This is a genomic window from Kribbella sp. NPDC058245, assembly GCF_042882005.1.
Classification (GTDB): domain Bacteria; phylum Actinomycetota; class Actinomycetes; order Propionibacteriales; family Kribbellaceae; genus Kribbella.
In genome coordinates, this window is the sequence record NZ_JBHVWY010000006.1 from 393,360 (window position 1) to 418,405 (window position 25,046).

At 67.2% G+C, this 25,046-nt stretch carries 24 protein-coding genes; 13 read left to right on the top strand and 11 right to left on the bottom strand.

Annotated elements, in window-relative coordinates:
* Position 1 precedes the first annotated feature (1 nt).
* A complete protein-coding gene (locus ACFVWG_RS16940) occupies positions 2–997 on the top strand; it encodes a hypothetical protein (RefSeq protein ID WP_391544212.1) in 996 nt (331 codons plus the stop codon).
* A gap of 119 nt (positions 998–1,116) precedes the next feature.
* The gene (locus tag ACFVWG_RS16945; protein ID WP_391544384.1) at positions 1,117–1,893 is read left to right on the top strand and encodes a siderophore-interacting protein; all 777 of its coding nucleotides are present in this window, start codon (positions 1,117–1,119) and stop codon (positions 1,891–1,893) included.
* A 3-nt stretch (positions 1,894–1,896) separates the two neighbouring features.
* On the opposite strand, the gene ACFVWG_RS16950 is transcribed toward ACFVWG_RS16945, so the two are convergent.
* Positions 1,897–2,616, bottom strand: coding sequence for a hypothetical protein (locus ACFVWG_RS16950; protein ID WP_391544213.1), 720 nt, complete (start codon positions 2,614–2,616; stop codon positions 1,897–1,899).
* Positions 2,617–2,757: 141 nt separating this feature from the next.
* Here ACFVWG_RS16950 and ACFVWG_RS16955 point away from each other — a divergent pair, with 141 nt between their 5' ends.
* The 5 genes from ACFVWG_RS16955 (at position 2,758) to ACFVWG_RS16975 (ending at position 8,556) form a co-directional block, all read left to right on the top strand.
* A complete protein-coding gene (locus ACFVWG_RS16955; protein ID WP_391544385.1) occupies positions 2,758–3,654 on the top strand; it encodes an aminoglycoside phosphotransferase family protein in 897 nt (298 codons plus the stop codon).
* A gap of 334 nt (positions 3,655–3,988) precedes the next feature.
* Positions 3,989–4,447, top strand: a complete 459-nt coding sequence (locus ACFVWG_RS16960; protein WP_391544214.1) for a group II truncated hemoglobin — start codon at positions 3,989–3,991, stop codon at positions 4,445–4,447.
* A gap of 97 nt (positions 4,448–4,544) precedes the next feature.
* The gene (locus tag ACFVWG_RS16965) at positions 4,545–5,645 is read left to right on the top strand and encodes a glycine betaine/L-proline ABC transporter ATP-binding protein (protein WP_391544215.1); all 1,101 of its coding nucleotides are present in this window, start codon (positions 4,545–4,547) and stop codon (positions 5,643–5,645) included.
* On the top strand, positions 5,645–7,588 hold the full coding sequence (locus ACFVWG_RS16970) for an ABC transporter permease subunit (protein WP_391544216.1): 1,944 nt from the start codon (positions 5,645–5,647) through the stop codon (positions 7,586–7,588). The genes ACFVWG_RS16965 and ACFVWG_RS16970 overlap by 1 nt, the downstream gene beginning before the upstream one ends.
* Positions 7,585–8,556, top strand: coding sequence for an ABC transporter substrate-binding protein (locus ACFVWG_RS16975; protein WP_391544217.1), 972 nt, complete (start codon positions 7,585–7,587; stop codon positions 8,554–8,556). Before ACFVWG_RS16970 ends, ACFVWG_RS16975 begins: the two co-directional genes overlap by 4 nt.
* Before the next feature lie 299 nt (positions 8,557–8,855).
* Here ACFVWG_RS16975 and ACFVWG_RS16980 read toward each other — a convergent pair whose 3' ends face one another.
* The gene (locus ACFVWG_RS16980) at positions 8,856–10,325 is read right to left on the bottom strand and encodes an FAD-binding protein (RefSeq protein WP_391544218.1); all 1,470 of its coding nucleotides are present in this window, start codon (positions 10,323–10,325) and stop codon (positions 8,856–8,858) included.
* A 210-nt stretch (positions 10,326–10,535) separates the two neighbouring features.
* On the opposite strand from ACFVWG_RS16980, the gene ACFVWG_RS16985 reads away from it, so the two are divergent.
* Entirely contained in the window at positions 10,536–11,132 is a 597-nt protein-coding gene (locus ACFVWG_RS16985; RefSeq protein ID WP_391544219.1) for a ParA family protein, read from the top strand.
* Between the two features lie 112 nt (positions 11,133–11,244).
* Here ACFVWG_RS16985 and ACFVWG_RS16990 read toward each other — a convergent pair whose 3' ends face one another.
* The 5 genes from ACFVWG_RS16990 to ACFVWG_RS17010 all read right to left on the bottom strand — a co-directional run bounded on the left by ACFVWG_RS16990 (position 11,245) and on the right by ACFVWG_RS17010 (position 16,954).
* Positions 11,245–12,411 (bottom strand): ROK family protein, encoded by a 1,167-nt coding sequence (locus tag ACFVWG_RS16990; RefSeq protein ID WP_391544220.1) that lies wholly within the window; start codon positions 12,409–12,411, stop codon positions 11,245–11,247.
* A 73-nt stretch (positions 12,412–12,484) separates the two neighbouring features.
* The gene (locus ACFVWG_RS16995; RefSeq protein WP_391544221.1) at positions 12,485–13,327 is read right to left on the bottom strand and encodes an oxygenase MpaB family protein; all 843 of its coding nucleotides are present in this window, start codon (positions 13,325–13,327) and stop codon (positions 12,485–12,487) included.
* Positions 13,328–13,353: 26 nt separating this feature from the next.
* Positions 13,354–15,006 (bottom strand): PHP domain-containing protein, encoded by a 1,653-nt coding sequence (locus tag ACFVWG_RS17000; RefSeq protein WP_391544222.1) that lies wholly within the window; start codon positions 15,004–15,006, stop codon positions 13,354–13,356.
* Between the two features lie 33 nt (positions 15,007–15,039).
* Positions 15,040–15,612: a GNAT family N-acetyltransferase gene (locus ACFVWG_RS17005; RefSeq protein WP_391544223.1), complete on the bottom strand. Its 573-nt coding sequence runs from the start codon at positions 15,610–15,612 to the stop codon at positions 15,040–15,042.
* 25 nt (positions 15,613–15,637) lie between these two features.
* A complete protein-coding gene (locus ACFVWG_RS17010) occupies positions 15,638–16,954 on the bottom strand; it encodes an XRE family transcriptional regulator (RefSeq protein WP_391544224.1) in 1,317 nt (438 codons plus the stop codon).
* A gap of 214 nt (positions 16,955–17,168) precedes the next feature.
* Between ACFVWG_RS17010 and ACFVWG_RS17015 the strand changes: the two genes are divergently transcribed.
* On the top strand, positions 17,169–17,357 hold the full coding sequence (locus ACFVWG_RS17015; RefSeq protein ID WP_391544386.1) for a hypothetical protein: 189 nt from the start codon (positions 17,169–17,171) through the stop codon (positions 17,355–17,357).
* A 389-nt stretch (positions 17,358–17,746) separates the two neighbouring features.
* On the opposite strand, the gene ACFVWG_RS17020 is transcribed toward ACFVWG_RS17015, so the two are convergent.
* The 3 genes from ACFVWG_RS17020 to ACFVWG_RS17030 form a co-directional block, all read right to left on the bottom strand.
* Positions 17,747–18,754, bottom strand: a complete 1,008-nt coding sequence (locus ACFVWG_RS17020; protein WP_391544225.1) for a GNAT family N-acetyltransferase — start codon at positions 18,752–18,754, stop codon at positions 17,747–17,749.
* Between the two features lie 232 nt (positions 18,755–18,986).
* Complete coding sequence (locus ACFVWG_RS17025) at positions 18,987–20,444, bottom strand: MDR family MFS transporter (RefSeq protein ID WP_391544226.1); 1,458 nt, start codon at positions 20,442–20,444, stop codon at positions 18,987–18,989.
* Between the two features lie 93 nt (positions 20,445–20,537).
* Positions 20,538–20,804, bottom strand: coding sequence for a hypothetical protein (locus tag ACFVWG_RS17030; protein WP_391544227.1), 267 nt, complete (start codon positions 20,802–20,804; stop codon positions 20,538–20,540).
* 690 nt (positions 20,805–21,494) lie between these two features.
* On the opposite strand from ACFVWG_RS17030, the gene ACFVWG_RS17035 reads away from it, so the two are divergent.
* Genes ACFVWG_RS17035 through ACFVWG_RS17045 form a run of 3 tightly spaced genes read left to right on the top strand, consistent with a single transcriptional unit; the run spans position 21,495 to position 23,128 of the window.
* The gene (locus ACFVWG_RS17035) at positions 21,495–21,731 is read left to right on the top strand and encodes a hypothetical protein (RefSeq protein WP_391544228.1); all 237 of its coding nucleotides are present in this window, start codon (positions 21,495–21,497) and stop codon (positions 21,729–21,731) included.
* Positions 21,712–22,233 (top strand): DUF6879 family protein, encoded by a 522-nt coding sequence (locus ACFVWG_RS17040; protein WP_391544229.1) that lies wholly within the window; start codon positions 21,712–21,714, stop codon positions 22,231–22,233. Before ACFVWG_RS17035 ends, ACFVWG_RS17040 begins: the two co-directional genes overlap by 20 nt.
* A 22-nt stretch (positions 22,234–22,255) precedes the next feature.
* Complete coding sequence (locus tag ACFVWG_RS17045) at positions 22,256–23,128, top strand: helix-turn-helix domain-containing protein (RefSeq protein WP_391544230.1); 873 nt, start codon at positions 22,256–22,258, stop codon at positions 23,126–23,128.
* A gap of 23 nt (positions 23,129–23,151) precedes the next feature.
* Here ACFVWG_RS17045 and ACFVWG_RS17050 read toward each other — a convergent pair whose 3' ends face one another.
* Entirely contained in the window at positions 23,152–23,376 is a 225-nt protein-coding gene (locus ACFVWG_RS17050; RefSeq protein WP_391544231.1) for a hypothetical protein, read from the bottom strand.
* Positions 23,377–23,717: 341 nt separating this feature from the next.
* Between ACFVWG_RS17050 and ACFVWG_RS17055 the strand changes: the two genes are divergently transcribed.
* Positions 23,718–24,983, top strand: a complete 1,266-nt coding sequence (locus ACFVWG_RS17055; RefSeq protein ID WP_391544232.1) for a hypothetical protein — start codon at positions 23,718–23,720, stop codon at positions 24,981–24,983.
* Positions 24,984–25,046: the final 63 nt, after the last annotated feature.

A 25,046-nucleotide genomic window follows, 5' to 3' on the forward strand; every position in this document is an offset into this window, starting at 1 on the left:
GATGAGACGAGCAGTCAGCATCCTCGCCGCCGGTGTCCTGCTCGTCGGGACTCCGACGGCGTATGCGTCGCCCGATCCGGAGCTGAAGCTCACCACGGTGACGCTGGGCCAGGCGAGTGTCGCGCCCGCTGGGCTGAAGACCGAGCCGGTCACGATTACGGTGACCGGCTCCTACAAGCCCGATCCGGATGGGGTGCTCACCGCGGTGCTGAAGCCGCAGAGCGGCGGCAACGGGAACCTGTTCTCCGACGAGCTTCGATGGGTGTCGGGCACGGATGAGCACAGCACGTGGCGCGGCGTGGTGAACGTGCCGGCGATCGCGACCGGAACCTACAAGGTGATCGGCGTGGTACCGGCCTCGTACGAGAGTTGGATCGCCGGCATGGGGCTCGACGAGACGCCGTACGACGGTCCGACGCTGACGATCAAGGGAACTCACATCCCCAAGGTCACCGCTACCCAGATCCCGGCCGTTGTTCCGTACCAAGGCGGCTTCAAGGTCAAGTGGACCGTGCTCGACTCGGCGACCGGCAAGCCGTACGGCACGAAGATCCCGGTGGCGGCCGGAACCGCGGGCGATGTGCTCTGCTACGGCGACGCGGTGACCGATGTCAACGGGGTGGTGACGCGGGGCGGCGGGGAGAACGCCTGCCTGGCCTTTCCCGGTGTGCCGGCGCAGTACTGGGGGGCCACGGTCCTGCCGAAGTGGATCCGCAGCGTCTCAGCCAAGCCCGCCAAGACGAGCGCGAAGGTGGGCACGCTGGTCCCGGTGAGCGGATCACAGCCGCAGTCGTGGCACTGCCAGGTGCAACTGCAACGCCTGTACGGCGCCTCGCAGTGGCGGACCGTCGCGACCACGATGGTCCGCGAGAGCGGCCGGTTCACCGTGAACGCGCAACCGGCGTACAAGGGGAAGATTTCTTACCGCGTGCTGATGCCTGCCTGTGGCAATTTTGTCGCCGGCAGTACCAAGCCGTTCTCCATCACCGGTACCTGAGGTTTGTCCGTGGTTGGGGTGCGTGGGTTAGCCTGAGTTAGGTAGACCTTACTTTCGCTCGAGAGGACCTGGCTGTGGCCACCCCCGCACCCCGCCGTAACCGCACGTGTAAGCGGGCCGTGGTCGCTCGTACCGAGCGGATCACGCCCCACATGATCAGAGTCGTGATGACTGCCGACGACTTCGTCGACAACGGCACCAGCGATCACTACGTGAAGCTGCTGTTCGGCAAGCCGGGCGTCGAGTACCCCGAGCCGCTGGACATGGGCGTGATCCGCGAGACGCTCCCGTCCGAGCAGTGGCCGACGAGCCGGACCTACACGGTCCGCAGCTTCGACGAGGCCGCCAAGGAGCTGAGCATCGACTTCGTCTACCACGGTGACGAAGGCATCGCCGGGCCGTGGGCCGCGGCGGCTCAGCCGGGTGACGTCGTTTGGTACAACGGCCCGGGCGGCGCCTACGCGCCGGACACGGCGGCCGACTGGCACCTGCTGGTCGGCGACGAGAGCGCGCTGCCGGCCATCGGTGCCGCGATCGAGCAACTGCCGGCCGGCGCCAAGGCGACCGTGTTCGTCGAGGTGGAGGACGAGTCCGAGCAGCAGAAGTTCGCCGATGTCGACGTGACCTGGTTCCACCGTTCCGGAAGCACCTCCGCGCGCGGTGATGCCCTGGTCGGTGCGGTCGAGGCGTTGACCTTCGAGGGCGACGTACAGGCGTTCGTGCACGGCGAGGCCGGATTCGTCCTCCGGCTCCGCAAGCACCTGTTCAACGACCGCGGCCTGTCCCGCGACCGCGTCTCGGTCTCCGGGTACTGGCGCGTCGGCAAGAACGAAGACGGCTGGCAGGCTGAGAAGGCCGAGACCGCCGCCAAGGAGCGCGCGGCGGCCGGCAACTAGGTCCTAGGCTTTTGCGGTACGGCGGCGGTCCAGCAGCTCGATCAGGATCGCCGCCTCGTTCGTCGGCAGCACCCAGTCCTCCCCCGACGCCTGCAGGATCACGGCCGGTCCGGGCGTCCCGACAACCGTCAGTGCGATCGGGAACTTGAGCCGCTCCGACCCGCTGAGGTCGACCGGGAACGTCCCGGTGATCGCGCTCAACGGATAACTCCTCGACTGCTCTTCCTTCCGCGCGGCCGGCGTACCGCGGATCTCGATCGCGTCCGCCCCGAGCAGGACCGTCGCGAGCGGCGCGCCCCGCAGCCGGAAGACCAGCTCGTACGGCGATTCCGCCAGTTCGGGCACGACCGGTACGAGCAACGCCAGGTTCGCCCGTCGAGCGAGCAGCAGCCCGACCAGCAGTCCGAAGATCGCCGCCGGGATGGACAGAACCGCGGGCCACCACACCCCGAGCACCAACGGGAAGAGCGTCGCGATCAGCCCGGCTGCCGCACCGAACAACCCACCGACGCCGGCCCACCACCGTGGCTGGTACCGATGCTTCGGCAGCAGGTACAACCCCAGCCCGAGCATCGCGATCGGCAGCACACACCCGATCCAGGCCGCCGCCGACCCGCGCGAACTCACCCACGCCACGATCACCAGCAGTACGACGGGAATCCCGACGTACACGAGTGCCACGAGCCGTTGCACGCGCCGATGCCGGCGCTCCACCTCAGTCACGGAGTGAGCCTACTCAGGCGGACCGCCATCACCCACCAACTCGCGCCGCACCCGATCCGCCACGCTCAACTGCCTGCCGATGAACCCTCTCGTCGGCACTTAGTGGGTGATGGGCGTCCGGAAATTCCCGAGCACCTCACCATCGCAGCACCTACGCTGCCAACCGTGATCGTGATTCCGGCGCAGCTGATCGAGTCGCACCAGGACGAGTCGCCGGAGTGGCTCGCCGCGTTGCCGACGCAGCTCGACGAGTACCTGGCCCGCTGGGAGCTCACCCGATCCGGCGACTTCCTGAACGGCGCCGCCTCGCTGATCGTCCCCGTGGTTCGCCGGGACGGGACAGCCGCGATGCTGAAGCTGCAGCCGCGAAACGAGGAGAGCGAGGCTGAGGCGCTCGCGCTCCGCACCTGGTCCCCGAATGACGTGGTCACCGTTCTCGAGGATGACCAGGCGACCTCCACGCTGCTGCTCGAACGCCTGCACGGCCGGACACTGAACGCCGTACCGGATCACGTCGAGGCCACCCGCATCCTCGCCGAGCTGATGGCCCGCCTGATCGTCGTCCCGGCGCCTCCGGAGGTCCGCACGCTCGAGGACATCGCCACCGAGATGGTCGAGGAGGCCGCCGACCTCAAGCTCGACGACCCGGCCGAGCAGCGGCTCGTCAATCGGTACGCCGACCAGGTCCGCGAGCTGATCCCCGAGTCCGGCGACCGTCTCCTGCACTGGGACCTGCACTACGGCAACGTGCTCGCCTCCGGCCGCCAGCCCTGGCTGGTCATCGACCCGAAGCCCCTGGCCGGCGACCCGGCGTTCGAACTCTTCCAGGCCCTGCACAACCGCTGGGACGACCTGGTTGCGACCGGCAACCTCGACCAGGCCATCCGCGACCGCTTCGACCTCATGGTCGACATCACCGGCATCGATCGCGACCGCGCGCTCGCCTGGACCGCCGGCCGAGTCCTCCAGAACGTCCTCTGGGCAGACGCGTTCGACCCCCGCTACCTCACCATCGCCACGGCCCTGAAGCTCACGTAGCCCTGACCAGTTTGTTGTGTTTGATTTCCTCTGCTCCCAACTCAACAACTTCAACCCGCGGAGGGGCTCAAAGTCATCGGCCCAGAGCCACCTTGAGCACCCATCGACCATCTGACACCCGCCGAAACGACTGAACCGTGCTCAACGTCGCAGCGCCAATTCGCCTTGAGCACCCCTCAACCATCTGCAGGCCGCACAAATGACTGAACCGTGCTCAACGTCGTACCGGTTCGGCACCCAAGCACTATTAGCCGGGCCCAGTCCCGCGTCCGGGGCCGGTGAGTTGAGCCGCTCGACCATCGCCCTGGCCCTCGGTCTGTGATTACATAATTACGTGACTACTCCTACGCTCTATGAATGGGCCGGCGGGCATGAGGCGCTGCGACGGCTGACCGAGGTGTTCTACGACCGGGTGCTCGACGATCCGATCCTCGCACCGGTGTTCGCGCACATGAGCGATCAGCATCGCGAGCACGTGGCGCTCTGGCTTGGTGAGGTGTTCCGCGGCCACGACCGGTACACCGAAGAGCTCGGCGGCTACCCCGCGATGCTGGCGCACCACATCAACCTGCAGCTCACCGAAGAGCAGCGGTCTCGTTGGGCGGCGCTCATCGCTGCGAGCGCGGATCCGGCCGGGCTCCCCGACGACCCGGAGTTCCGCTCAGCGTTCGTCGCGTACGTCGAGTGGGGCACCCGGATCGCGCTGGCCAACTCGCAGCCCGGAGCCACGCCACCGCCGAAGGCGCCGGTCCCCCACTGGGGCTGGGGCGAAGCACCGCCGTACCAGCCGTAGGTGTCCGGCTAGCTGACGAGACAAACACCCCGGGAAGACGCCCGGGGACTGGTCGTTGGATACAGTCGCGGTTCACGACAAATCTCGGGAGGGACCCGTGACCGCTCAGCTCGAGTATCCCGAGATCGACGACGACAACGCGCTGTTGTCGATCCAAGGCCTGTGGAAGGTGTTCGGCCCGAAGGCGCAGCGCGTCCCGCGCCGGCCGGAGCTGGCGTCGCTCGACCGCGCCGCGTTGGCCGCGAAGACCGGCTGTACGGCGGCCGTCCGCGACCTGAGCTTCAACGTGGCGCCCGGCGAGGTCTTCGTCGTGATGGGCTTGTCCGGTTCGGGCAAGTCCACGCTGGTCCGCTGCCTGACCCGGCTGATCGAGCCGACTGCGGGCAGCCTGATCTTCGAGGGTGAGGATCTGCGCGCGGCCGACGAGAAGCGGTTGCGGGCGCTGCGTCGGAGCAAGTTCTCGATGGTGTTCCAGCACTTCGGCCTGCTGCCGCACCGCAAGGTGATCGACAACGTCTCGTACGGTCTCGAGGTCCGCGGCGAGAGCAAGCCCGACCGCCGTCGCCGGGCCCAGGAGGTCATCGACCTGGTCGGCCTGGCCGGCAACGAGGCCAAGTACCCGGAGCAGCTGTCCGGCGGCATGCAGCAGCGCGTCGGCCTGGCTCGCGCGCTCGCCAACGACCCCGACGTCCTGCTCTTCGACGAGCCGTTCTCCGCGCTCGACCCGCTGATCCGCCGCGAGATGCAGAACGAGGTCGTCCGCCTGCACCGCGAGGTCGGCAAGACGATGGTGTTCGTCACCCACGACCTGTCCGAGGCGCTCAAGCTCGGCGACCGGATCCTGCTGATGCGCGACGGCGCCGCGATCCAGCTCGGTACCGGCGACGAGCTCGTCGGCGCCCCGGCCGACGACTACGTGCGCGACTTCGTCCGCGACGTACCGCGGGCCGACGTACTGACTCTGCGCTGGATCGCGCGGGATCCGCGGCCGGGTGAGCCTTTGGACGGACCCGAGCTCGGCCCGGACGTCCTGGTCCGCGAGGCAACCCGGCTCGTGCTCGAAGCCGATCGCCCGGTGAAGGTGGTGGACGGAGGGCAACTGCTGGGGGTGATCAGCGACGAGGAGATCCTCGCGGTGGTCGCGGACCCGGCCGACTCACACTGGTCCGCGCGTCCGTCCGACCGCGCGACCGACTGATGGCAGCGATCACGAGCGACGTCCACGTGGAGGTACGTCGTCCGCGGCGCAGCGTGGTCATCGGCGTCCTCATCGTTGTCTGGGTCGCCGCGTACTTCGTGCTCAGCGGGATCGACACCCTGCCGCTCGGCGGCCAGGAGACCACCGGGTTCCACCGCTGGCTCACCGAGAACCGGGACTTCGTCGGCCAGGGCAACGTCTTCTTCGATGCGATCCGGACCGCTGTCGGCCACCTCGTCGTGCTGCTGCAGGATCTGGTCTCGCAGCCGTCGTTCGGCCGACCGGTACCGGTCGTCGGCTGGCTCGGGGTCGTCGCGATCTCGGCGTACCTGGCCTGGGCCTTCGGTAACTGGAAGGTCGCGCTGCTGACCGCGGCCGGCCTTGCGTTCGTCGGCCTGCAGGGTTTGTGGCAGGAGAGCATGGACACGCTCGCCCTGACCATCGCGGCCGTCCTGCTGTCGCTGCTCATCGCGATCCCGCTCGGCATCTGGGCCGGTCTGTCGAACCGTGCCTTCAAGGTCGCGACGCTCGTCCTCGACCTGATGCAGACGCTGCCGACGTTCGTCTACCTCGCGCCGCTCACCCTGTTCTTCGCGATCGGCCCGGCCGCAGCCACGATCGCGACGCTGATCTACGCGGCACCACCGGCTGTCCGGCTCACCGCGCACGCGATCCGCTCGGTACCGCCGGAGAGCGTCGAGGCCTCGCGTTCACTCGGCTCGACCCGCGGTCAGACCCTGACCAAGGTACTGCTGCCGATGTCCCGCAGTACGGTCGTCGTCGGGATCAACCAGACGATCATGGCCGCGCTCTCGATGGTCACCGTCGCCGCCCTGATCGATGCACCCGGCCTCGGCCAGACCGTGCTGAAGGCGCTACAGACGCTCGACGTCGGCGTCGCGTTCAACGCCGGTCTCGCGATCGTGGTGATCGCGATCGTCCTCGACCGCGTGACGACCGCGGCCGGTGACCGCCCCTGGCGAACAGCATCGGTACGCCGGAAGGTCCTGCTCGGCGCGGGAGCGATCGGCGTACTGGTCGCGGTCTGGTTCTCGCGGACCTACGTGTGGGCGGCCGAGTTCCCGTCAGAGGTCGGCATCGGTTCGCGGATCGCTGTGATCGCTGCCGATGTGACCACCTGGGTGCAGGACGTCTTCGGCGGTTTCACGTACGGCGTGCGCGACGCGGTCACCAAGGGTGTGTTGAACCCGCTCGAGGCGCTGCTGACCGGCTCGCCGTGGTGGCTCGTCGGCGCGTTCGTGGTGGCGCTGGCCGCGATCCTCGGTCGCTGGAAGGCCGCCGTACCGGCTGTTGTGTGCATCGGGCTGCTGGTCGCGACCGGGGTCTGGCAGGACAGCATGATCACGCTGGCCTCGACGCTGCTCGCCACGGTGGTGGTCGTCGCCGTCGGGCTCGCGCTCGGCGTCTGGGCCGGCCGCAACCGCCGGGTCGACCTGGTCATCCGGCCGATCCTCGACGCCGGGCAGACGATGCCGCCGTTCGTGTACCTGGTCCCGTTCCTGGCGCTGTTCGGCACCAGCCGGTTCACCGCGATCGCGGCCGCCGTCGTGTACGCCGTACCGGTGACCACCAAGATCGTTGCCGACGGCATCAAAGCGGTCCCGCTCGCGACCGTCGAGGCAGCCAACTCGGTCGGCTCCAGCAGTTGGCAGGTGATCAGCAAGGTGCAACTGCCGGTCGCCCGCCGCGCGATCACGCTCGCCGTCAACCAGGGCCTGATCTACGTTCTCGCGATGGTCGTCGTCGGCGGCCTGGTCGGCGCCGGCGCCCTCGGGTACGACGTCGCGGCCGGCTTCGCGCAGAGCGAGCTGTACGGCAAGGGCCTGGCCGCCGGACTGGCGATCGTCCTGCTCGGAGTCCTGCTCGACCGCATCACGCAAGCCGCGGCCCCCCGGCCGCATGGAAAAGGAGACAAGCAGTGAAGAAACTCCGGTACGCCGCCGTGCAGTGGGCGATCGGTCTGACCGCCGCAGCACTGGCCCTGGCCGGCTGCGGCGGAGCGAAGGTCGGTGACGAGCAGAAGCCGGCCGCCGGTGGGAAGGAGTGCGGCAGCTTCAACCTGACGGTCAGCCCCTGGGTCGGCTACGAGGCGAACGCGGCCGTCGTCGCCTACGTCGCCACCAAGGACCTCGGCTGCAAGGTGGTCAAGAAGAACCTCAAGGAAGAGATCGCCTGGCAGGGCTTCGGCACCGGCGAGGTCGACGTGAACCTGGAGAACTGGGGCCACGAGGACCTGAAGAAGAAGTACATCGAGACCGACAAGGTCGCGGTCGAAGCCGGTTCCACCGGCGTCAAAGGCGTGATCGGCTGGTACATCCCGCCGTGGATGGCCGCCAAGTACCCCGACATCACCGACTCGAAGAACCTGAACAAGTACGCCGAACTGTTCAAGACCTCGGAGTCCGGCGGCAAGGGCCAACTGCTCGACGGCGACCCGTCGTACGTGACGTATGACGAGGCGCTGGTCAAGAACCTTGGTCTGAACTACAAGGTCGTCCAGAGCGGCAGCGAGACCGCCCTGATCCAGGCCTTCCGCGACGCCGAGAAGACCAAGAAGCCGCTGCTCGCCTACTTCTACGAGCCGCAGTGGTTCTTCAACGAGCTCAAGCTCGTGAAGATCAACCTCCCCGCCTACAAGGCCGGCTGCGACGCCGACCCGGCCAAGATCGCCTGCGACTACCCGCCGTACGACCTGGACAAGATCGTCTCGAAGAAGTTCGCCGACGCCGGCGGACCGGCGTACGACCTGGTCAAGAACTTCCAGTGGACCAACGAAGACCAGAACGCCGTCGCCCGCATGATCGCCGTCGACAAACTGACCCCCGACGCCGCCGCCGAGAAATGGGTCAAAGACAACCAGTCCAAAGTAAACACCTGGCTCGGCAAGTAACCCCAAACCCAGGGCGAGGCAATCACCCCTCGCCCCGGGCGCATTGCTTGGGGTGCACGTGGCGAGCCCCCACACTCCGGGACACGCCCGTGCGCCCCACCCGCCCCGCTCCTTCGTCGCGGTTGTGGCCACTTTGCGGAAGATTACTGCCGCTCTGTGGCAGTAACTCCACGCAAAGCGTGTAAATGCGGCCGTGGATGTCGCCGGTGTCTGGGTGTTGCTCCAGTCGGTGCACGTGATGGACCGCGGGAGGCACCCCGCCTCATGTCCTTCGCGACGCAGTCAGGTCCGCCAACTGGTTAGAACATCCCCGGACCGGGGGTGAGGATGCCGGCGGGGTCGTGTTGGCGTTTGAGCTTTTGTAGGAGGGGCCAGCGGTTGCCGTAGTGGTGTTGCCAGTCGGGTGTGGTGAAGGGGGTCGACTCGATGGGGTAGCGGGTGGCGCCAAGGGCGCGGGCTCGGTCGAAGAGGCGGCGGTTGCGCTTGAGCATCTCCGCGGCGAACTCGGGCCCGGCTCCGGCTGCGCCGGCTGTCATTAGGGTGAACAGGTAGACCCAGTCGCTGCCGTCGGGTGCCGGGAGGCGTAGGGACGGGCGGGTCAGTTTGGTACGGCGGTGGGCGTAGAGCAGCACGAATCCGCCGGCCCCGACGTCTGACGGGGTCAGCTTGGTGACCACTTCGGTGACGTACTGCTCGACGGATTTCTCGGGGAGCCAGAGGGTCATCCAGGGCTTGGCCAGGTGATCCCAGTCGAGGGCTTCGCGGAGTTGCTCGACGGCGGCGTCGATCCGGGTGACGTGCGGGAGGAAGTCGTTCGCGCTGACTACCGCGTCGGCCGGGGACTTGGTCAGGCCGCGGAGGATCTGGGCGTCGTTCGGGGGCTTCGCTACGGAGTGGAACGTGAAGGCGTTCAGGTGGCTGACCTCGCCGTGTTCACCCGGGCGCCACCAGTCGCCGTAGATCTCGCTGATCTCGCCGCGCTTGATCAGGGTCTTGAAGTCCGTGAAGAAGTCCTTGGAGCTGGTGTAGGCGAGTTCGTGACCGCGCACCTTCGCGGGCGTCGGGCCGAGTTTGACGGTCGCCTTGGTGATGATGGCGTACTGACCGAGGCCGGCCAGGACCGCCTCGAACAGCTCGCGGTCCTGGGTCTTGGAGCAGCGCTTGAGCTCACCCGTGCCGGTAACGACCTCGAGTTCGAGCACGCTGTCGACCTGGCCGCCGGACTGGATCGCGGGCGGGATCCCACCGAGCGACAGCGTGCCGCCGAAGGTGAGTCCGAGGAAGCCGGTCAATGCGGGCGGGGTGAGGCCCTTGGCGTGGGCGGCGTTCGTCAGCTCCAGCCAGTCGGCACCGGCGTCCACGACCGCGCGGTCCGCTTCAATCCGGTGAACCTTGCGAAGCGCCCGCATCTCGATCAGCAAGCCGCTGACCAAGCCTTGGCCGTCGGTGGTGTTGGCCAGTCCACGCGGGGCGACCGGCACCCGGTTCTTCACGCAGTACCGGATCATCGCCTGGATGTCGCGCACCGACCCCGGCACGAGCACGGCCTGCGGGACCTTCTGCACGTACCGCCCGGCGTCCTGCGACACGCCCTCACGGCTCGGCGCGTCCAGGAGTACCTGTCCATCGAGGGGCGGGAGCGGGTCGACGTTACCGCCGTCGGTCGCCCAGGACCGTCGTACCGGATCGAATCCAGTCACCAGAATCCCGAGTCCGATCGCTCCGAGTACCGCACGCCGAGTCCCCATCCACGCCTCCTGCCGCTGCACCCGATCACGCTAACCGGTGACCAGCTCAGCACACCTCGTGACGTCTGGCCAGCCGAGTACGACGTGGCGTCCGGCGTACCGGTCGTGAACCCTTGACAGGTTGAAGTTGGGTTGAGCTTGTTCATGGGGGCCGTGGGCAATTATCACGGGCTGACGGAGCAACGCCGACGACACGCCGGATTTTCGGCGAAACACGGTAGCGTCGGTTCCATGATCATCGTGACAGCTGCACTGAAGGGCGGGGTCGGGAAGACAACCACGTCGGTGTACTTGGCCGCGCTGGCATCTTCCAACCGTCGCACAGCCACTCTCGTCGACGCGGATCCACAAGGCAGCGCTGCCGACTGGATCGATGCCTCGGACGACGCGAACCTGAACCGGATCGAGATTGTCGAGGCGCCGACGGAGCGGCTGCTGACCAAGGCGCTGGACAAGGTACCGCCGGAGGGGATCGGTATCGTCGACATGCCGCCGTCCCACGAGCGGCTGCTGAACAAGGCACTCGAGCGGGCCCGGATCGTGGTCATCCCGACCCGCGTCGGCGGCGTCGAGACGCCCCGGGTGAAGGCGGTGCTCGAGCTGGTTCCGGACGACGTCCCGGCCGGCGTGGTCATCTGCTCGGCGCGGACCTACACCCGCGCCTACCAGGAGCTGATCGAGCAGTACGCCAAGGAGGGCATCCCGGTCTGGGGATCCATCCCCGAGCGCGTCTCGATCACCGCCGGCCCCGACGGCCCCCTGGCCCCCGACGGCCTCGAGGCGTACAAGAAGGTCTGGCGCAAGATCCTCGCCGTAGCCCGCACCTGACCACGCTCGCGCCACCACTGGTGGCGCGAGACAGGAAGTGATGGCCGGAGCCCTGTTGCCACAGGTCTCCGGCCGGGAGTTGGTGTCTCCTGCCACCACTGCTGGCCGGGGCTCACCGTTGCAGGGGTGGCTCACCGCGGACGTAGGTGCGGATGACGGTGGCGGCGGCGCCGCGGGCCCAGTTGTCGAAGGTGTGCGACCGCAGCATCAGGCGGCAGTCACCGGCGGCACCGAAGGCGTGCTCGCCGAAGGCCTGGCGCATCCGGTCCTCGTACAGGTCGTACTCGGCCACGCCCTCGCCCGCGATCACCACGAGCTCCGGGCCGACCAGGTTCACCATCGCGGCGAGCGCCGAGCCGATCACCTCACCGGCCCGGTCGAACGCCTCGCGGGCGTGCTCGTCGCCCTCGTGCGCGAGCTTGACGGCTCCGGCCAGGTCCAGCTTCGGCTGCTTGGTCGTCTCCCGGATCCGGTTCAGGATCGCGTCCGACGACGCCACGGTCTCGACACACCCGCGCCGGCCGCAGGTGCAGACCAGGTCGCCGGGAGCCAGTGGCAGATGGCCGAGCTCGCCAGAGACGCCGTACGCGCCGGAGACGACCTCGCCGTTGATGTAGAGCCCGCAGCCGATCCCGGAGCCGATCGTCACGACCGCGAACGAGTCCGCATCCACGCCGACCCCGAACCAGTGCTCGGCCACGGTCAGCGCGCGGACGTCGTTCGTCACGACGATCGGAAGTTTGAGCTTCCGCCCGAGCAGCTCGGCCACCGGTACCTCACGCCAGCCCATGAACGGCGAGTCGCGGACGACGCCGTGCCGCTCGTCGACATCACCCGACACGGACACTCCGACGCCGATCACCTGGCCGACCACGTCGGTACCGGCCTTGAGGGCGCCGATCAGTTCCTTCGCCAGCTCGGTCAGCTGCTCGATCACGGCCTGCGGGTCGGTGCTGTCCAGGTGCCGGTGCGAGACGTTCCGGATTCCGGCGGTGAAGTCGGTGGTCACGCCGATGAGATCGGTCGGCGTCACCTTCAGGCCGATCACCGAGACGCTGCGCGGCACGACGGTCAGCGGGCTCACCGGTCGCCCGATCCCGATCTGGCCCAGGCTGCCGAGTTGACCGTCCGCCTCGACCGGCGCGGCCGCCTGGTCGGTGACGAACCCGGCCTCGATCAGCGGTGCGACCGCCTTGGTGACCGCGGCCTGCGACAGGCCGGTCCGCCGCGCGATCTCCACCCGCGGGATCGGACCCTGGGTCAGAATTCTGGTCAGCACCTCAACTCCCGCCGGCGTAGCCAACGGGAGGGGACGGTGTGGACGCAGCGGCACGAGAACAACCTACCGGCGGCTAAGCCGATCTGTCGGCTTCTTCCCACATCGGTGACGTCAGCGCCCAGCGGATTGTCCGGGTCAGGCCATCACCAGCGGCCCGGACCAGAGTTTGTTCTGTCAAAGGGAAGTAGGGCAGGCGCAGCGGCCAGCGCGCCCACCACGGCAGCAGTCCGACCGCGGCAGCAGTCAGTACGCCGTACGCCGGGCGCGCGGCCCAAGGGACTGGCGGGTGCACGAGGATGAAGCGCGCAGCCTGTCGAGCCTCGGTCGTGCCGCGCAGCTCCGGCCGGTACTCGGCGAGCGTCTGCCGCAGCTCGGCCACAGTGGTCGGCGGGTCGATCACTCCGAGCTTGCCGGCCACCAGTGCGGTCTCTTCGACGTACCGGTCCTGGTCGGCGGCGTCGAGCGGGTGAGCACCGTACGTCTGGTGTGCGGTGAGGAAGCTGTCGACCTCGGCGACGTGCACCCACTTGAGGAGATGTGGGTCGGAGGCTCGGTAGTTCGCGCCGCGGACGCGCTCATGCACCGACTGCACCCGCGCGATCGCCTCCTCGGCGGCCGGGATCGCGCCGTACGTCGTGATCGCGAGGAAGTAGCTGGTCCGATGCAACCGCCCCCACGGATCACCCCGGTACCCCGAGTGCGCCGAGACGGCCGCCATCGCGAGCGGATGCAGCGACTGCAGCAGCAGCGCGCGCAGACCGCCCGCGAACATCGACGCATCCCCGTGCACCCGCTGAATCGGGCTCCCAGGTTCGAACCAGCGCGGACCGGGCGTGTTGTGCACCCGGTCGCGCTCAGCCTGTGGGTCCGGCCCAGCCACCTTCGTCAGGATCATCCGAGCCAGCTGGTCTCTCATACGACCAGTCTGCCCACCACTCCAAGCTAAACAACGTCAACGAAGATCGGGTTCGTGTACAGCCAGGTGTCGAGCCACGGGTCGCCGTCGTTCGTCGGGTGCTGGATCGGACCGGCCGGGTCGATGCTGCGGCCCAGGTACCCGGCGCCGTGCCGGTTGCCGTCGCTGCCGCGCACGCGGACGTAGTGCGACTGCTCGGCCCGCCCCAGCGGGATGCGCAGGTCATAAGTGCCGGTACGGCGATGTACGTCGACCTGCTCGACCACTCTGGTGTCGGGTGCCTTCCAGCTGTCCCGGGTGGCGGTGGGACCGGTCACCGCACCGCGGATGACGTCCACATGCGCCAGCCGCGGCAGCACGCCGTGGAAGTTCGGCCGGGTCGCGCTGGTCACGGTGATCCGCAGTTCGAGCCGCTCATGACGCCGTACGCGCAGACGTCCGCCAAGCGTCACACCACGCTGACGTGAACCAGCAGGAGCCACCCGTACGTCGATTCCGTCGACCAGCTGACCGTGGTCGACCCAGACCCGCCCGGCGCGCAGAGCGGCCATCACCTCAAGGTAGCCGTAGGTGGCAACGCCCACGTGGGTCCGGCTGAACTGTCCCGGCCAGAAGTCGCTCCCGGCCTGCGGGGTGTCGGTGTTGGTCGGTGAGGGCTTCCAGCCGAGGCTGTCGAAGTTCTGCCCGGGTGGGAACACGCCGTCGGTCCAGGTGTCCCAGATGGTCCGGTGGTTGTCGCTGTTCGAGGTGATCGAGAACAGCTTGCCCTCGGCGAGCATGCTGTCCCACAGTCCGCCGACCGTCGCGGTGGCCCAGTCGAAGCCGCCGTACGTGCGATAGGCATCAGCAGGGAAGCCCGGGAAGCTCCCAGTGCCGGGGTTGTTCACGTACTCGCCGCGCTGAGCGTTGGTCGCGCCACGGAACTTCACCCACGCCGGCTCCGCGTCGCCCTGCGAGCCCGGGGCGCCCTCCATGCCGATGCAGACGCCAGTGTCGCGCCAGGCGCGGATCTCGTGCGGGGAGTCGATACCCAGCCGCAGCGGGTGGTTCGCGAGCACCAGTACGTCGTCGACGAACCCACTGCGCTTCTGAGCCGCCAGCCACTGCAGACCCTTGATCGCGTGCTGCTCGTTGTCCGGAGTGTCCGCCGAACGGCTCGTGAGCTTCCCGTCGTACTCACGCTCGAACTGCTGCAGCAGCGCCACGTTGTTCGCGCCCGGTGCAACCAGGACAGTCCCGTGCTCAGCCGCCGGGATGTACCACTCCAGGCCCTGGAAGATCAGCATCCGCGGGTTCTCGGCCCGCGCCTTCAGGACCTCGGCGTTCTCGGCCGCAGCGCCCTTGTCGGCGTGGCCGAAGTTGCTGTGCTCGGTGAACGCCATCCAGTCCAGTCCGAACTGCGCACCGCGCTGCGCCAGCTGCGTGAAGTCGTACTTCGCGTCGTGGCTGTAGCGGCTGTGCACATGGTGGTCGCCGACCAGCCAGACCAGCTCCGGGTCACTACCGGCCTGGTACGACGGGGTGGTGGTGGCCGCCGCTTGCGCTGCTCCGGCCGCGGTCACGGTGAAGGCCGCGCCGAGCAGACCGGCGCCCCGGATCAGATTCCGGCGCGACACTCCCTGCGGATCGAGAGTCGCTTCGGGTACGTCAGGGTCCGCCCACGGAGGTAACTGCTGCATGAGCGTCACCCTGCAGGTCCGGACAAAATGCCGTCAAGGCGCCAGATGACGCGCGGATGAACGATCGGCGTACTCATCCTCGAGAATCGAGTAGAGCAAGGAATCCCGCCAGGCACCGTTGGTGAACACATGGTCACGCAAGTGACCTTCGTAGCTGAATCCGATCCGCTTCACCACGGCGATCGAGGCCGCGTTCTCCGGGCCGATCGCCGCCGTCACCCGGTGCACGTGGAGGGTTTCGAACGCGAACCGCAGCATCACCTTGGCGGCGTCCGTCGCATACCCGTGACCCCAGTGGTCGGCATGGACGGCGTACCCGAGCTTGGCCGACCAGGGACCGCTCGCCGGAGTGCCGGGAGCGATCCGGGCGAAACCGATCACGTGGTCGTCGTCCCGGCGGGTGACGGCGAGCATGTAATCGGGTCGGTCCGTCCGGGCCGAGCGTTCGAGGATGCCGGCCAGCACCCCGGCCGCTTTGGCCCGGTCATAACTGTCGAACGCCATCCAGTCGGTGACCCGATCGTCACCGGTGATGGCCAGGTAGTCGTCGATATCGGTCTCGCGGAACTCGCGCAGCACCGTCCGCTCACCCTTGAGAGGCTCCATGGGGCGATTGTCGGAGCAGCCGGGGTCAGCGATTGAGGGTCTGCATGGGTGTGCGGGTGAACGTCTCGATCTCTTCTTGCAACTCGCGGGCGTCATCTGCGCGACCGGACTGCCGCAGCGCGGAGTGAACCCGGCGGGCCGAATGCACGACACCGTTGATCCGGCGCTCGGTCGGCAGCTCCAGCACCGGAGCGATCGCGTCCGCCGCACCGTCCAGCTCACCCGTCGCGATCCGGCTGATCGCCATCGCGGCGTGGCTGCCGGCGGCGTCGCCGAAGGCCCACTCCGGGTGGTTCTGGTCGGCGTAGGCGTCGACGGCCTGCCGTGAGTACCGCTCGGCCTGCTCACCCTCGCCCGGAAGCCAGGCCAGCGCGTCGGCCGCGTAGTACAGCTGGCGGTTACGCCCGAAGGTGCACAGGCCGCCCATCTCGTCGAGGTCGTCGTTCTGCACGTTGTCCCAGGCGTCCTCGGCGCGCTCGAGCGCGGCCCTGGTCGCCTCGGGGTTGCCCAGCGCGGCCCAGGCACGGGCCTCGCTGACCGGCAGCCAGACGCTGGTGGTGCTGTTGGCCTGCTCGGCGTAGCCGGCGCCCAGCTGGGCGTAGCGGACCGAGTCGTGCGGGTTGCCGGCCCAGTACGAGACCAGGGACTGCAGACCGCGCACCCAGGCACGCAGTCCGTGGTGGTCGGCGTTGTCGGCGCACAGGAACGCCGTCCGGGCCTGGGTGAGCGCCGCGTGCGGGTTGCCGAGGTCGTGGGAGGCCTTGGCGAGCAGACCACCGGTCACGCCGCCGAGGAAGTAGAGCTGCCGCAGGTGTTCCGGGCGTTGCCGGCTCTCCAGCAGTGCGAAGACCAGGTCCTGTGTCTCGACCAGTTGGCCGAGGATCTCTGGCAGTGGGCGCTGCGGGTAGGCCTTTGCGACGTGGCGAACGTCGTCGTAGACCTGTTCCATGGCCTCGCTTCCGAGACCGGACTGGGCCGCAAGGGCAAATGCCCTCGCTCGGCTGGCAGCCATGTCGAGAACCTCCATCTCGTTACCTGTCGTGATCCGCCCACCCGTGGCAGCCGCCGGCACCATCTGCTGCCCCGCGTGGTGCTGCGGGACCGCCTGCTCGGGGACGTACGGCGCGAGGAGCTCCTCGACCGGCTTTCCGAACATGCGCTGCAGGGTGCGCCGGGTCTGTGGAGTGGTTCCTGCCCGCTCGCCGGATGCGAGGCGCCGCAGGTGCCGCTCGGTGATGGTTCCACCCAGCTCGACGAACTCGGCGACGATCTCGGAGTAGGTCTGGTTCCGGCGCTGGATCAAATGCGCCAGGACCGTCTTAGGCGCCAACCTCGCCGCCATCGTTCCTCCCGTTCACGTCAGAACAGACGTTGTCTCGACTAATGCCCCACGACAAGGTGCTGTCCTCCAGATGTCCGTCAGAGGTCCTTGAGAGGTCCGGTAAAGGTCCTCTTCAGGTCCTAGAGCGGTCACGTTGGGCTCGTGCACCATTACTGCCATGACAACCAGTAAGTCCAACTGGTTGCAAGGGCTGAGAGTTACGGGGTGAGAGGCAGTGAGCATCGCGGAAATGACGGCGCGACAGCATCGTCGCCGGGTTCGGGTCTGGTTCGGCGAGCATGTGATCGCCCAATACGTCGCGGAAGCGTCTCTCGCCGCCCGCTACGAGCAGGCGATGCGGCGTCGTTTCGCCGGCCTCAAGGTCACCAACGACGTGCTCGGCCCGCTCGACAGCACGACCTGATTCAAACGATCACTTAAGCTTCCGGGCCCTCCTCAGGCTCGGTCAGCTGCACCCTGGAGTCTCCTCACGTTCAGGGTTCAGCTTTTCTGGAAGGTTCGGGACCCTCCTCAGTTCCGAACGAAACCCAGGTGCGGTCCGGGGCACTCCTCAGCCCCGGACCGCACCGCCCAAAGCCCGGCTGGGCTTGGCGGTTGAGTCCCTGTATCGCCGCCGCCCAGCCGTTCCAACCACCACCTCCTGGCCGACACCTCGGGCCAGTCCGGGGTCGGGTGTCCTGGGCGGTAGGACACCACTGGTGGTTCCTGACACCTCACCAGGAACCACCCCCCGAGGTGGCCGGCTCCGCTGTGGGACCGCCGCGCCTGGGCGGTCACACAGCGGAGCCTCTGTCATGTCGTCGCGACGTACACAGCGAACGGTGCGTCTGACTGCACCTCCGGTACGCCGTCCACCCAGCCCTCCGCGGTGATCTCACCCGCGAGCGTCATGCCGAGCCGCTCCATCACCGCTCGGGACGCCAGGTTATGACGCTCGGTGAACGCGATCACTGCCTGTGCCTGCAGCGTTGCGAAGGCGAAGTCCAGTCCGGCCCGCCCGATCTCGGTCGCCAGCCCGCGCCCGCGCGCCGACTCGACCAGCGCCCACCCCAGCTCCAGCCGGTCGACGGCCCACTCGGCGCCGACCAACCCCTCGATCGCCACGGCCACCGGCGATCCCACCGCCATCCGGGACAACCCACCCCGCCCGGCCAAGGCTCCACCGGTTCGCTCGTATGCGATCCACTTGCTCACCGAGTCGCGTTCCCAAGCGGCTCCCATCTCGGCCGCTCGCTCCGCAGCCACCTCGGGTGACCACTCCCCGCCGTACCAGCGCGACACCCACGGGTCCGCGAAGATCCGGACCAGGTCCGCTTCATGTCCGCTCAGGACCGCACCCGGTCCACTGACCGGCTCGAGCCGCAACCGCTCGGTCAACCGCATCCGTACGACGTGCGCCACGATGTCCCGCAGTCGCCGGTCCCCATCGGTCCGCCCGACCATCAGCAGGTCCAGGTTGTCCACCCCGATCCAGGCCGACGCGTCGTGCTTCCCCTCTTCCAACCGCGGCCGGCTCAGGTCCCCGTCCACCGCGATCAGGTAGTCGAGCTCACGCCGTACCCGACCTTCCCACTCCCACTCCCAGTCCGCGACGGGCGTCAAAATCTCGCGGACTGTCCACCCCGTCTCCTCCTCGACCTCCCGAGCGAGCGCCTCCTCCGGGGTCTCGCCCTCGTCGAGGTGTCCGCCGACGACGTCCCACAGTCCGGGGAACAACCGCCGGTCCGCCGATCGCCGATGCACATAGACCCGCCCACGCGCATCCGTCACCAAAGCCCCAACACAATCCACGTCGCGCATCAACCCAACCTAACCGTCCCCGCGAGGGCCCCTCCCAGCCGTGAGCCGGTACGACGTTGAGCACGGCCCAGTCATTTGTCCGCCCCAAAAGTGGTTGGCGGGTGCACAAGGTGGGCCGGCCATCCGACCTTGAGCACGGTTCAACCATCGAGGTGGGTGTCGCATGGTTGAGGGGTGCTCAAGGTGACTCGTCGATGGCTACCCCGATGGCGCCGGCGTCTGGCCCAGCGATCTACGGACGAGCGGCGAGGGGCTGTTCGGGGATGCGGTTGGGGATGAAGGCGACGGCGACGATGAGCAGTACGGCGGCGCCGGCGGCGACGTAGAAGACGTCGTGGATCGCGGGTGCCAGCACATTGGCGGGGAGCTTCCCGAGGTCCTTGTGCGCACCGCCGAGCCGGGCGGCGATCTCGCCGTTCGCGACCGCACCGAAGGCGGCAACGCCGACCGCGCTACCGACCGAGCGGGAGAACATGTTCGCTCCGGTCACCACTCCGCGGTGCTGCCAGTCGACCGACGACTGCGCCGCGACCACGGCCGGTGCGGAGGAGAACCCGAGCCCGACGCCGATCACGAAACAAGCGGCCGCAAGCTGCAAGACGCTGCTCGTCGCCGAGACCGTCAGCAGAATCCCGGACCCCAGTACGACGAAGGCCGAGCCCAGCAACATGGTCCACCGGAACCCGAGCCGCAGGTAGATCCGCCCGGACAGCGAGGCCGCGATCGGCCAACCGATCGTCATCGAGGCCAACGCGAATCCGGCGATCAGCGCCGTCGTACCGAGCACGCCCTGCGCGAAGACCGGCACGTACGTCGACAGGCCCATCATCAGCAGCCCGATCAGGAACGCGGTCGCGTTGGCCGAGTTCAGCACCCGCCGACCGAGCACCCACGGCGGCAGGATCGGCTCGGCCGCCCGCCGTTCGACCAGGGCGAAGGCGATGACCAGCAGCACCGCCACGGCCAGGATCGCGATGCTGACCGGCGAATCCCAGGCCCACATCACGCCACCCTCGAGCAACCCGAGCAGCAGCAGCGAACCACCGACGGCGAGCAGTACGGCGCCCGCGTAGTCGATCTGGACCTTCGTCTTCTCGGCGACCTTCTCGACGAACCGCTTGCGCAGCACGAACGCCGCCGCGACCCCGAGCGGCACGTTCACGAAGAAGATCCAGCGCCACGAGATGTAGTCGGAGAACACCCCACCGAGCGTCGGCCCGACGAACGACGAGATCCCCCACACGCTGGCCAGGTAGCCCTGGACCTTGGCCCGCTCGGCCACCGTGTAGATGTCGCCGATGATCGTCATCCCGATCGGCTGGATCGCGCCCGCGCCCAGCCCCTGGATCAGCCGGAACGCGATCAGCACGGGCATGCTCCACGCGAACCCGCAGAGCACCGACCCGACCACGAACAGCGTGACCCCGAACAGAATCATCGGCTTCCGCCCGCGCAGATCGGCCAGCTTGCCGTAGATCGGCACCGATACGGCCTGGGCCAGCAGATAGATGCTGAACAGCCAAGGGAACTGCGTGAAGCCGCCCAGATCGTCGACCACCGACGGAACGGCGGTCGCCAGGATGGTCGCGTCGAGCGCCACCAGCCCGGTGCTCAGCATCACCGCCAGCAGGATCGGGCCCCGCTCCGACCGCAGACCCACACCCGACTGGTCGATCCGCTCAGTAGTCATGACAAAGCTCAACCTACGTGATCGTTGAACGATTCCTGCAGTGTCAATCCAAGGACCGATACGCTCCGAGGCGTGGGGCCTCGCGCTGGCTTCTCAGTACCTCTCGGCGACGAGGACGGGCGCGCCGACACAAGCGGCAAGGCTGTCTCGGATCATCGTGGCGTGACCGTGGATCGCTAGATGGTCGATGCCCGGCACGATCACGGCGGCACCGTCCTCGACCGCCGCAGCGATCAAAGCCTCAAATGCCGTAGGTGTTGTCTCGACCCGCTCCTCGAACACCTTGCCCAGTCGGTACCCGTGCTGCCGCGCGGCTCGATCCAGCCGCGCCCGGAGATCGGCCTTCTCCCGAGGGCCCATGAACATATGCTCGCGGAAGTATCCATGGACAACCGGCGCTTCTGTCGCCGGTACAACAGGCTGCGCCTCGGTTTTGTCCATCGCCATTACCGGCGAACCTCCTGATCCTCGTGACGCTCCCATGGCGTACCGAGAGTCGGCCAGTCGCGGGTGCGCCCGAGCGGGTAAGCCTGTCCAGCAAGGCGCGGCCGGCCCGGGGGCTTCGGCTGCAGTGCCAGTTCGACCTCGCGGATCTTCTCGTGCGGGGTCGGCTGGATTGCAGAATCACCCTGATGTCTTGATGTACCGCACACGTCTCGCAGTCGCGCGAATGGTCCATCTCCACCCCGTTCGTTACGTTGGAACGGCCAGGGCGACGGGGCTGGGAGACAACGCACCGCTTGCCGCGTGCTCAAGGCTCACCCACCGCCCTGACCGTCCAGCGAACGTAGGGCTCGCGAACTGTCGCCATCCATCGACTTGCAGCAACTTGCGCGATGAATCACCAAGATTCGATACGCCGCCCGCCGGAACCCGGTATCGGGAGCCCTCGCAGGCGCGTACGGCCTCCCCATGTCGCATCTGCTGGCAATAAACTTGCGGAAACTTGCGGCAGTACCCGCTGAGGGGTTGGCTGGTAGCCGTGACCCGACGAAGAATTGGGCGTCATCGGTGCATGCCGACGCAAGTCATCCGATATGGGAGGTCATCATGGCTTTGAAGTTCCATGGGAAAGACCCAGATAATCCCGGCAACACCTGTCCCGCCGTCTTCCGGGACGAGGAGACGGGCGACTTCTACTTCCAGGGTGAGACGGTCATCGACCCCGAGCTGCTCGCGAGGATCTCGACGGACAGCCCACTGCTGGATACGGAGTCCGTCGTGAAGCTACCGGCCAGAATGGTCGACATCATCTTGGAGGCGTGTCGTGCCGGAGTCGTTCGCTGATCTGCTGGCCAGGACGACGAGGACTGCTCTCAAGCTGGAGTTCCGCGACCAGTACATGACCGAGGACCCAGGTCATCTCGCGTGGAAGGCCGGCGACCTCGATGAAGCCGTCCGGGCGTACGCCGAGTGGACTGATACCGCTCGACAGGCGACCGCCCGAGGAGTCGAGGTGAGGCGTGTGCGAGTCGTCAGTGTACCGGTGTCGGATTACATACGGTTCGAGCACGCGGTGACCCAGCGGGTGAACATCGACGCGGGGGAGCGAATCCGGTGGGTACCGAGGCAGCGAGTGTCTACGCTCGCGCTGCCGGGCAACGATGTGTGGGTCTTCGACGGCGCCTTCCTCCAGTTCTACTTTTTCGCTGGTGACGGGCGATACATGGGCGACCAAGTGACCACCGATCCAGAAGCCGTCAAACTGAGCGAGGCGGCGTTTGAGGCCTGCTGGGAGCTCGGGATCGACCACAGCGACTATGTCGCAGACCGGGTGACAGCCGACTAGTCCGTCCGCTCGTAGGTTTGCGATGTCTGAGTCACAGTTTTCAAGCGCTCAGAGCGCGCATCAAGCTCTCGCCAACCGGCTGCAGGAGATCAGACTCGATGCTGGTCTGACAGCGCGGGCGCTGTCTGCTGCGGCCGGTTGGCATGAGGCGAAGACGTCGCGAATCGAGCACGCCAAACAGCGGCCCAGCGAAGACGACCTGCGAGCCTGGTGCTACGTCTGCTCCGTCCCGAAGCTAATACCCGAATTCATTGCCGAGGTCAGAGCAGTTAACTCGATGTGGCTCGACTGGCGACGGGCTGAGCGAACCGGGCTGAAACAACTAAACGTCGCCGTTCGCGATATCTACGAACGCACGCGCAAGTTTCGGTCGTACTGCCAGACTATGATCCCCGGCCTGCTGCAGACACCGCAGTACACCACCGCGGTCCTGACATCGGTGCGGGACCGTCGACAAGTAGCAATCGACGACGTAGCCGCTGCAGTCACTGAACGCGTAGAGCGTCAGCACATTCTCCGCGAAGGCAATCACACCTTCGCTTTCGTGCTCGAGGAGGCGGCACTGCGCTACCAGGTGGGCGGTCACGCCGTTCTCGCTGACCAGCTCCGCCACCTGCTAGACATATCGACGCTTCCGTCGGTCACTCTCGGAGTCATACCGACGACCGTAGACCGCTCGTCGCGTTGGCCAGTCGAGGATTTCTACATGTTCGACAACAGCCAGGCAAACGTCGAGCTTGTATCCGGATTCCTCACGATCACGCACCCACGCGAAATCGCGATGTACGCGGAAACCTTTACTGCTCTGTCGAGCTTGGCCGCGTACGGCGCAGCTGCCCGCCGGCTGATCATGAGCGCTTTGGCGGAACTGCCCGCAGTGGACGATGGTGGCTGACGCCATGCTGCACCGGTTAGCGCCTATGGGGCGGTCGTCTCCACCGACTTCACCTTGATCTCCGGCGCCGTCCAGTTGACGACGCAGACCACGTCGTACCAGTTGTCCTGCAACTTCGTCTTGTGATTCATCCGAGTACGAATGTCCCAGTCGGTACCGTCGATCGGCTTGTGCTCGACCTTGTCCGATGACAGCACGACGAAGGGTTGGAGCCTCGCCTGTGCCGCCTTCTCGCAGGCGTCACCCAACTCGACATCTGCGTCCTCGCCTGATCGCTGACCGGCGTCTCACGGCCGGACCGCACCAGCACCGCTCCAACTCCGAAGCCGACGAGCAACACGACCCCACTAGAACGGCCGCGCCGGGGCGACCCCCCATTTTCTGCGTCATGACAGAGGGTTTCGCGTCTGGAAGGGCGATTGCGGAAGTCGCTACTTGTCCGGCAGTTGCTGCGCGGGCGAGGCTGTTCCATTCGGCGCCGCGCATCCTCGAAACTGATTGCATGATAGATCCACGTCCACCCGCCGCCGCGGTGCTGATCAACAGCCGGCCCCGGCCACGCGTACTTATCTATGGATTCGGTGAGGGAGTGGTCGACCGGATCCGGGAGTTCGTGCCCTCCGTGCGGGTGGTCGAGAAGTTCCCGCAGGAGGTGCGCCAGTCCGAATGGGATGCGGTGGTGGCTTCCGGACCGATCAGCTATACCGCGAACCATCTGTTCGGAGTGGTTCAGGCACCCCGGACGCTGGAGTCCGAGTGGACGGTTGAAGCGATTGATAGTCGCTGGTCCATCCGGGCCGATAACCACAACGTATCTGAGGAGCTGTTGCGCTACCCCGGGCTCCCCGAGAGCGTCGAGAGACTCGCACACGAGATTCTCGAGCCGATCGCAAAGCGTAGGGGTAAGCACACGACCTTCAGCGAGGGCCTCGTAAAGCAGCCGCGGATCACCTCGGGGGGTGGAATTGAAGCGTTCGCTCCACTAGCGCCGGGCAGCTACTCCCCTCAGCTTCAACCGTTCTTGGCGACCGGTGATAGGCATGTGCTCGCTGGCTCGTACACCCGACCGGGCGGCGCGCAGGTCTGGGTTCTCCCTGGCGATATTCCAGACATTGTCCCGTGGGTGAAAGCGGCGCTGACGGAGTGGCACAAGATCGCCCCAGATCGATTCCCGAGTCTGCCGGATTGGGCAGACGAGCAGCAGTGGCAAACACCGGCCGAACGCAAAGGCCTGGCCAACCGTTCTCTCTTCGAGGCCGAGAAGCGACACATCGAAGCCCACCTCGAGCAGCGGGCGAAAACCCTCCGTGCTCTGCTCGACGCGGCCAAGACAGCCGGCGATACCTACGAACGAGCACTTCTGACCGCGGACTCTGAGGATCTGGTCGACGCCGTAATCACAGCGCTACGCGAGCTCGGCTTCGCCGTGGTCGATGCCGATCGGCTCGCGAAGGCCGACGACAAGGTAGAGGATCTCCACATCAGCGACCCCGGCGTGCCTGGCTGGTTGGTGATTGCCGAGGTGAAGGGCTTCACAAAAGGCGCCTCGACGGTCGGGATCCAGCAGCTGGCGCGGTTCAGTAAGCGCTACCTCCAACGAACCGGAAACCTGCCGTCCGGCGAGTGGTACATCGCAAACCAGTTCCGCAACCATGACCCAGCCACAAGGCAGCCAATCCTCAACGGCAGGGATGAGGATGTGGATGGCTTCGCGCAAGACAACGGACTCGTCATCGATACGCGGACCTTGTTCCGCACACTCGACCTCGTCCGGAGCAGCGCGGTGACTGCCCGCGCGGCTCGGGACCATTTCCGCGCGGCACGCGGAATTGCCGGTCCGCCGAACGCGCCATAGCCGTCGCCAGCCCGGGCCCGGAAGTTATCCACAGGCTGGGGGGATACTCGGCAGCGCCTGAAT

Bases quoted from the DNA above. Each gene is read 5' to 3' on its own strand.
- ACFVWG_RS17030 (WP_391544227.1), bottom strand. From the start codon at position 20,804: ATGGGCCCTCGGGAGAAGGCCGATCTCCGGGCGCGGCTGGATCGAGCC.
- ACFVWG_RS16970 (WP_391544216.1), top strand. From the start codon at position 5,645: ATGGCAGCGATCACGAGCGACGTCCACGTGGAGGTACGTCGTCCGCGG.
- ACFVWG_RS16995 (WP_391544221.1), bottom strand. From the start codon at position 13,327: ATGAGAGACCAGCTGGCTCGGATGATCCTGACGAAGGTGGCTGGGCCG.
- ACFVWG_RS17025 (WP_391544226.1), bottom strand. From the start codon at position 20,444: ATGACTACTGAGCGGATCGACCAGTCGGGTGTGGGTCTGCGGTCGGAG.
- ACFVWG_RS17000 (WP_391544222.1), bottom strand. From the start codon at position 15,006: ATGCAGCAGTTACCTCCGTGGGCGGACCCTGACGTACCCGAAGCGACT.
- ACFVWG_RS17035 (WP_391544228.1), top strand. From the start codon at position 21,495: ATGGCTTTGAAGTTCCATGGGAAAGACCCAGATAATCCCGGCAACACC.
- ACFVWG_RS17020 (WP_391544225.1), bottom strand. From the start codon at position 18,754: ATGCGCGACGTGGATTGTGTTGGGGCTTTGGTGACGGATGCGCGTGGG.
- ACFVWG_RS16985 (WP_391544219.1), top strand. From the start codon at position 10,536: ATGATCATCGTGACAGCTGCACTGAAGGGCGGGGTCGGGAAGACAACC.
- ACFVWG_RS17045 (WP_391544230.1), top strand. From the start codon at position 22,256: ATGTCTGAGTCACAGTTTTCAAGCGCTCAGAGCGCGCATCAAGCTCTC.
- ACFVWG_RS17010 (WP_391544224.1), bottom strand. From the start codon at position 16,954: ATGGCGGCGAGGTTGGCGCCTAAGACGGTCCTGGCGCATTTGATCCAG.
- ACFVWG_RS17005 (WP_391544223.1), bottom strand. From the start codon at position 15,612: ATGGAGCCTCTCAAGGGTGAGCGGACGGTGCTGCGCGAGTTCCGCGAG.
- ACFVWG_RS16940 (WP_391544212.1), top strand. From the start codon at position 2: ATGAGACGAGCAGTCAGCATCCTCGCCGCCGGTGTCCTGCTCGTCGGG.